Source organism: Streptomyces sp. SID3343 (assembly GCF_009865215.1).
GTDB lineage: Bacteria > Actinomycetota > Actinomycetes > Streptomycetales > Streptomycetaceae > Embleya.
The window spans coordinates 1-7,275 of record NZ_WWJX01001426.1; the positions used below are offsets into that span (position 1 = coordinate 1).

The 7,275-nt window shown below is 69.4% G+C and carries 7 protein-coding genes; 4 read left to right on the top strand and 3 right to left on the bottom strand.

All coding sequences use genetic code 11. From position 1 onward, the window contains the following. The coding region (locus GT354_RS45530; RefSeq protein ID WP_202513036.1) for a hypothetical protein at positions 1–671 on the top strand (671 nt) is incomplete at its 5' end. Here GT354_RS45530 and GT354_RS45535 read toward each other — a convergent pair. From GT354_RS45535 to GT354_RS45545, 3 genes are all read right to left on the bottom strand, one after another. Then, on the bottom strand, positions 634–1,533 hold the full coding sequence (locus GT354_RS45535) for a hypothetical protein (RefSeq protein WP_161363319.1): 900 nt from the start codon (positions 1,531–1,533) through the stop codon (positions 634–636). The two genes, GT354_RS45530 and GT354_RS45535, sit on opposite strands and share 38 nt — an antisense overlap. After that, the gene (locus tag GT354_RS45540; protein ID WP_161363322.1) at positions 1,530–2,000 is read right to left on the bottom strand and encodes a hypothetical protein; all 471 of its coding nucleotides are present in this window, start codon (positions 1,998–2,000) and stop codon (positions 1,530–1,532) included. The genes GT354_RS45535 and GT354_RS45540 overlap by 4 nt, the downstream gene beginning before the upstream one ends. A gap of 69 nt (positions 2,001–2,069) precedes the next feature. Beyond that, positions 2,070–4,229 carry an elongation factor G-like protein EF-G2 gene (locus GT354_RS45545; protein WP_161363324.1) on the bottom strand — a complete coding sequence of 720 codons (2,160 nt, stop codon included), beginning with the start codon at positions 4,227–4,229 and terminating at the stop codon, positions 2,070–2,072. Between the two features lie 292 nt (positions 4,230–4,521). Here GT354_RS45545 and pgsA point away from each other — a divergent pair, with 292 nt between their 5' ends. From pgsA to GT354_RS45560, 3 genes are read left to right on the top strand one after another with little or no spacing between them, the layout of a single operon-like run. Further along, on the top strand, positions 4,522–5,160 hold the full coding sequence (gene pgsA / locus GT354_RS45550) for a phosphatidylinositol phosphate synthase (RefSeq protein WP_161363327.1): 639 nt from the start codon (positions 4,522–4,524) through the stop codon (positions 5,158–5,160). Continuing rightward, the gene (locus tag GT354_RS45555) at positions 5,157–6,089 is read left to right on the top strand and encodes a phosphatidylinositol mannoside acyltransferase (protein ID WP_161363330.1); all 933 of its coding nucleotides are present in this window, start codon (positions 5,157–5,159) and stop codon (positions 6,087–6,089) included. Before pgsA ends, GT354_RS45555 begins: the two co-directional genes overlap by 4 nt. Then, positions 6,086–7,207, top strand: a complete 1,122-nt coding sequence (locus tag GT354_RS45560) for a glycosyltransferase family 4 protein (protein ID WP_161363332.1) — start codon at positions 6,086–6,088, stop codon at positions 7,205–7,207. The genes GT354_RS45555 and GT354_RS45560 overlap by 4 nt, the downstream gene beginning before the upstream one ends. Positions 7,208–7,275: the final 68 nt, after the last annotated feature.

Sequence of the window (7,275 nt, forward strand, 5' to 3'; positions counted from 1 at the left end):
GGCCCGCGGTGCGCGCCGCCGCCGAGCACACCGCGGCGAGCCTGCAACGCAGCGGACTGCCGCCGGCCGGCGCCGACTACTGGGAAAAGCGCACCGACCAGGTCACCATCGGCACCGCCGGACCGCTGCTCGCCGGCCTACGCGCGTCCGCCGACCTGGCCCGCCGTACCGGGAACACCGCCGAGGCGGACCGCTGGTTCGCCGCCGCGGCGCGCCTGGACGGCGGGATCCACCGCTGGTTCGGCGCGTACGGGTATCAGCGCACGCCCACCTCCGGCGGTGGCGCGGACAGCGCGGTGACCTGGCTCGGCCCGCCGTTCGCCGCACCGGATCCGGCCGTGACCGCGGCCGTGCGCCGGACGGCGGACCGCCTCACGCTGCCCAACGGCGGGATACTGCCCGGCTTCGACTGGGCCGGCGACCCGACCACCGCGTGGACTCCCGAGACGGCTTCGTTCGCGCTCTTCGACGCGGCGTCCGGGTATGCCGACGAGGCCGGGTCGCGCCTGGACTGGCTGGCGGCCCACCGCACCCCGTACGGATCGCTTCCCGAGAAGGTCGCCGCCGACGGCAAGCCGGCGTCGGTCGCGCCGCTGGCTTGGACCGACGCCGCCGTACTGCTCGCGCTGGTGGCTACGGAACGAGGACTGCCGACTCCGCCGGCGTCCTGACACGAGCCGGTCGCACCCGGCGATACCCCGCCACCAGCACCGCGTTGACCTTCTCCCACGGTACGAACGCGGTGAAGCAGATGACGGTCGGCAGGAAGTGGATCTCGATGCTGAGGTAGGTCATCAGGTGAAAGCCCAGCCAGAACAGCGCCGCGGCCAACAGCCACCAGCGGCGCAGGAACAGCATCACCGGGGCGAGCAACTCGGCGATCATCATCACCCACTGGCCGACCTGCAACAGCCACGGATAGTCCTGAAGCGGCCGGGCGAACGACGTCCCGCGTCGCTCGATCGCCCAGTAGAACGTGGCGCCGGTGACCCAGCGGAAACCGGACTCGCGAATCTTGGCCCACGCGGCGAAGAAATAACTGAGCACGACCGACATCTGCATGCACCGGATCACCCACCCGGCCCGCTCGTCGCTGTGGGTGTCCCACAACCGGGCCCGTCCGGCGGTCGGCAGCAGCCACAGCGTGATCGTGATCGCGAAATGGTCGTGGTCGATCTTCCCGTACGACATGTACACGAATTCCCACCACGTGAACGCCACCGCCATCACGGTGCCGGACAGTCGGGGCAGGATGCCCAGCGCGGCGATCGGCGCGCCGACGAACATCACCATGCGCAGCGTCTCGGCCAACTCCGGTGTGGGCACGGGCAGTTGCAGCATGTCGGCGAGCCAGACCGGCTGGTACAGCGACGCCGGCAGGTGCGCGTTGCCCATCGTGCCCTTGGTCAGGGAGGTGATGTCGTAGACGACGAACAGATAGACGAACAGCCGAATCCACGCGATCCGCAGCACCGGGACGGACGGGTACCACCAGCGACCCGCGGCGCGGGCCCACGACGCGGCGGTACTCACTTGACCTCCCACTGCGACAGGGTCTGGGTGAAGCGCCGCTGTTCGGCGGCGTCCTTGAGCACGACCGTGTCGCGCATCAGATAGAGCCGCACGTAGTGCGGATCGTGCGGGTAGCGCTCGCGCTGGGTCTTGGCGAGCTGCTGGAGCATGGCGGGGTCCTGGACGAACTTCCACAGCTGCCCTTCGAGCTGGGCCCGGCTCATGCCCGAGTGCGCCATCGGGATGTGGATGCGCTTGCCCTCGGTCGTGTCGGCGTCGACGTAGTTCGACTCGATCACGCCGTTGGGGTCGGTGCGGAAGGCGTATTGCGTCAACGGACCGAACGGGAACGCCATGTCGGTGCCCCAGATCGTCCCGCGCAACAGGGCACCGAAGATCGCGACGGTGACGACCGCACGCCAGCCGATCCGCCACTTCCGGGGCAGGAGTGGACGCCGCGTGGAAACTTCAGACCCCCGTTTGTTCACCCGCATATTCAACGCCATGTGCCGGGCTTCCGGTCGCCCGGGGCGCCCGACACACGGCGGGCGACGCGCTCAGCTCTCGGAGTCCGCCTTGACCTTGGCCGCCAGCTGCGGGGGCATGGGGTCGTGGCGACAGTAGGCACGGGTGAACTGGCCGGTGCCGTGGCTGATGGAGCGCAGGTCGATGGCGTAGCGGCTGATCTCCATCTCCGGGACCTCGGCTCGGATCACGGTGCGACCCGAGCCGATCGGCTCGGTGCCCACCACGCGGCCGCGGCGGGAGCCGAGGTCGCTCAGGACGCCGCCCACGTACTCGTCGGAGACCGTCACCTGCACTTCCGCGACGGGCTCCAGCAGGTGGATCCGGCAGTTCGCGGCGGCTTCGCGCAGGGCCAGGGCGCCCGCCATCTGAAAGGCCATGTCGGACGAGTCGACCGAGTGCGCCTTGCCGTCCGTCAGCGTCACGCGCACGTCCACCATCGGGTAGCCGGCCATGACGCCCTTCTCCATCTGCGCGCGCACGCCCTTCTCGACCGAGGGGATGAAGTTGCGCGGTACGGACCCGCCGAAGACCTTGTCCACGAACTCGAAGCCGGACCCGCCCGGCAGCGGCTCAACGTCGATCTCGCAGATCGCGAACTGGCCGTGCCCGCCGGACTGCTTCACGTGCCGCCCGCGCCCGCTGGAGGAGCCGCCGAACGTCTCGCGCAGCGACACCTTGTGCGGCTCCGCGTCGACCGCGACGCCGTAGCGCGTGCGCAGCCGGTCGAGCAGGACCTCGACGTGCGCCTCGCCCATGCACCACAGGACCAGCTGATGCGTGTCGACGTTGTGTTCCAGACGCAGCGTCGGATCCTCCGCGACCAGACGCGCCAGCGACTGCGACAGCTTGTCCTCGTCGGCCTTGCTGTGCGCGCGGATCGCGACCGGCAACAGCGGGTCGGGCATCATCCACGGCTCCATCAGCAGCGGATCGTCCTTGTCCGAGATGGTGTCGCCGGTCTCGGCCCGGGACAGCTTGGCGATCGCGACGATGTCGCCCGCGATGCCGTGGTTGAGCGAGCGCTGCTGCTTGCCCAGCGGTACCGACATCGCGCCGATCCGCTCGTCTATGTCGTGGTCCTCGTGACCGCGGTCGGTCATGCCGTGTCCGGAGACGTGCACCGTCATGTCCGGGCGCAGCGTGCCCGAGAAGATCCGCACGAGCGAGATCCGGCCCACGTACGGGTCGGACGTCGTCTTGATCACCTCGGCCGCGAGGGGGCCTTCGGGGTCGCACGTGAGCGGGTCGCGCGGCTTGCCGTCGGGGGTCGTCACCGGCAGCACCTCGTGCTCGGGCGGCGCCGGGCACGCCCGCACGATTCCTTCGAGCAGCTCGACGGTGCCCAGTCCGTTGGGCCCGACGGCCAGGATCGGGTAGAAGGAGCCACGCGCGACGGCGGTCTCCAGGTCGCCGATCAGCGTCTCGACGTCGATCTGCTCACCGTCGAGGTAACGATCCATCAAGGACTCGTCCTCGCTTTCGGCGATGATCCCCTCGATCAACCGGTTGCGGGCGTCCTCGATCAGCGGCAGGTGCTCGGGGTCGGGGTCGGCGGTGACCCGGGTGCCTGACGAATAGTCGTACACGCGCTGGGTCAGCAGGCCCATCAGGCCCGCGACGCCCTCGTCCTCGCCGTGCAACGGCAGATACAGCGGCAGCACGGTGTCCGAGTCGGCGTCGCCGAACACCCGCCCGCAGATCAGCACCATCTCGTCGAAGTCGGCGCGCGCCTGATCGAGTTTGGTGATCACGATCGCGCGCGGCATGCCCACCGCGGCGCATTCGTCCCAGATCATCCGGGTCGAGCCGTCCACGCCGTCGGCCGCCGACACCACGAACAGCGCGGCGTCGGCCGCGCGCAATCCCGCGCGCAGGTCGCCGACGAAGTCCGCGTAGCCGGGGGTGTCGAGCAGGTTGATCTTCACGCCGTCGAACTCGACCGGCGACACCGACAGCGCCACCGAGCGGTGTTGGCGGTGTTCGATCTCCTCGAAGTCCGACACGGTCGTCCCGTCCTCGACGCGACCGGCCCGGGGAATCGTCCCGGTCGCCACGAGCAGGGACTCCACCAATGTCGTCTTGCCCGCTCCGGTATGGCCCACCAGGACCACGTTGCGCACCAGGTCGGGGCTCTCCGGCGCGGTTGCCCTGCCGACGGTCCCGGCATTGGCTCCGGATTTGTCCGCCATGTTTTCCCACCTCCTTGTCGTCCGTACAGCTCGGTCGTCGTCGACGTCCCGGGACGCGCAGGTGCAAGTCGGTCGTCGGTACGCCAACGTCCGCAAAACCAATCCTGAACGGCAGCATTCCCCCGACGCCCGACCGAGTACAAGTGTCCGCTGCGTACGTGATGTTCTCCAAAGCGGCACGCCCAAGCGACGGGGGGCCCGGCGCGCGTTAACGCGTCAGTACGATGGGCGCACCAGGCGGGCCGACGGTCCTTCGGATCCCCCGCCGCCCCGGCAATCCTTCGGGAAGGCGATGCTCAACAAATACGCTCGTGCCTTCTTCACGCGTGTGCTCACTCCGTTCGCGAGCTTTTTGCTGCGCCACAACGTGAGTCCCGACACCGTGACGCTCATCGGCACCCTCGGAGTGGTCGTCGCAGCGATCGTGTTCTTCCCGATCGGCTGGTTCCTGACCGGCACGCTGGTCATCACCGCGTTCATCTTCTCGGACCTGGTCGACGGCAACATGGCCCGCCAGTTGGGCCGTTCCACCAAGTGGGGGGCGTTCCTCGACTCCACGCTCGACCGGGTGGCGGACGCCGCGATCTTCGGCGCCCTCGCGATCTGGTTCGCCGGTGACGGCGACAACCTGCGCATGTCCATCCTGGCGATCGTCTGCCTCGGCTCCGGTCAGGTCGTGTCGTACTGCAAGGCGCGCGCCGAGAGTCTGGGTCTGCGGTGCGACGTGTCGGGCTTGATCGAGCGGGCCGAGCGGCTGGTGATCTCGTTGGTCGCGACCGGTCTCGACGGACTGGGTGTGCCCTACATCCAGGAAGCCGCGCTGTGGTTCATCGCGGTGGGCAGCGTGATCACCGTCTTCCAGCGGATGATCGCGGTGCGCCGCTCGGCCGCCGAAATCGACAACGCACTCCCTGGGGGTGACAAGGGATGACCGACCTCGGGCAGCGACTGGCCGACACGGGCTATGCCCTGGGCTGGTCGGTCGTCAAGCGACTGCCCGAACCGGTCGCCACGGCGATCTTCCGGCGCATCGCCGACGCGGTGTGGCGCAAGCGCGGCGGGGGCGTACGGCAACTGGAGGCCAATCTCCGCCGGGTGCTGGGCCCCGACGCGACGCCGGAGCGGATCCGCGAGGTGTCGCGGCTGAGCATGCGTTCATACCTGCGCTATTACCAGGAGGCGTTTCGCCTGCCGGTCTGGGACCGTGAAACGGTGCTGAACCGGATGGTGTGCGACCTGACGCTCCTCGACGAGTGCAGCAAGCGGGGCAAGGGCGCGATCTTCGCCCTCCCGCACACCGCCAACTGGGACCACGCCGGCGCGTGGGTCACCCTCAAGGGCTATCCGTTCACCACCGTCGCCGAGCGGCTCAAGCCGGAATCGCTGTACAAGCGGTTCCTGGACTACCGCGAGTCGCTGGGCATGGAGGTACTGCCGCTGACCGGCGGCGAGGGCAGCACGTTCGGCACGCTCGCCCGACGGCTGCGCGAGGGCCGGCTGCTGTGCCTGCTGTCCGACCGCGACCTGACGGCGGCCGGGGTGCCCGTGACGTTCTTCGGCGAACCGACCCGGATGGCGGCGGGGCCCGCGGCGCTCGCCGTACAGACCGGCGCGGCGCTGATCCCGGTCACGCTGGCCTTCGACGGCAAGGTTTTGCGCGGCACGCTGCACCCCGAGATCGAGGTGCCGGCCGAGGGCACCCGCCGGGAGAAGATCGCGGCGATGACGCAGTCGGTCGCCGACGCGTACGCCGCCGGCATCGCGGCCAGTCCGCAGGACTGGCACATGCTCCAGCCGTTGTGGCTCGCGGATCTCGACGAACGCCGGCTCGCGCGGATCGGCCACGGGGAGGCCCAGTGAGGATCGGCATCGTCTGTCCCTATTCGTGGGACGTGCCCGGCGGGGTGCAGTTCCACGTGCGCGACCTCGCGGCGAACCTGATCGGGCGGGGGCACGAGGTGTCGGTGCTCGCGCCCGCGGACGACGACACCCCGCTGCCGTCCTATGTGGTGCCTGCGGGGCGGGCCGTGCCGGTGCGCTACAACGGGTCGGTCGCGCGGCTCAACTTCGGCTTCCTGTCCGCCGCGCGGGTGCGGCGGTGGATCCACGACGGGCACTTCGACGTCCTGCACATCCACGAACCCGCGACGCCCAGCCTGTCGCTGCTCGCCTGTTGGGCCGCGTCGGGGCCGGTGGTGGCCACGTTCCACACGTCCAACACGCGATCACGCGCGATGATCGCGGCGTATCCGATCCTGCAACCGGCGCTGGAGAAGATCAGCGCGCGGATCGCGGTCAGCGAGTACGCGCGTCGCACGCTCGTCGAGCATCTCGGCGGCGACGCGGTGGTCATCCCCAACGGCGTCGACATGGGTTTCTTCGCCGACAGCGAGCCCAATCCGGCGTGGCAGGGCACCCCGGAGTCACCGACGATCGGCTTCATCGGGCGCATCGACGAACCGCGCAAGGGGCTGCCCACGCTGGTCGAGGCGTTTCCGCGGATCGTCGAGGCGTTTCCCGGGGTGCGGTTGCTGGTGGCCGGGCGGGGGGACGCGGAGGAGGCGGTCGAGGGGTTGCCGCCGGGGCTTCGTCGGCAAGTGACCTTTCTGGGCATGGTCAGTGACGCGGACAAGGCCCGGTTGCTGCGGAGTCTGGACGTGTATGTCGCGCCCAACACCGGTGGGGAGAGCTTCGGGATCATCCTGGTCGAGGCGATGTCGGCGTCGGCGCCGGTGTTGGCGAGCGATCTGGATGCGTTTCGGCAGGTGTTGGACGGGGGGCGGGCGGGGGAGTTGTTCGCGGTCTCGGATGCGGAGGCGCTGGCCGCTTCGGCTGTTTCGTTGTTGCGGTCTCCTGGGCGGCGGTCGTCGTTGCGTGAGATTGGGCGCAAGCATGTTCAGCGGTTCGACTGGGAGACGGTCGGGACGGATATTTTGGGCGTGTATGAGACGGTTACGGCTGGGGCGCCGGCTGCGTGAGGGGGTTGGGGGTTTGTTGGCCTCAGTCGCCGGCCGGGCTTTGTCCTCAGACGCCGGACGGGCTTGAT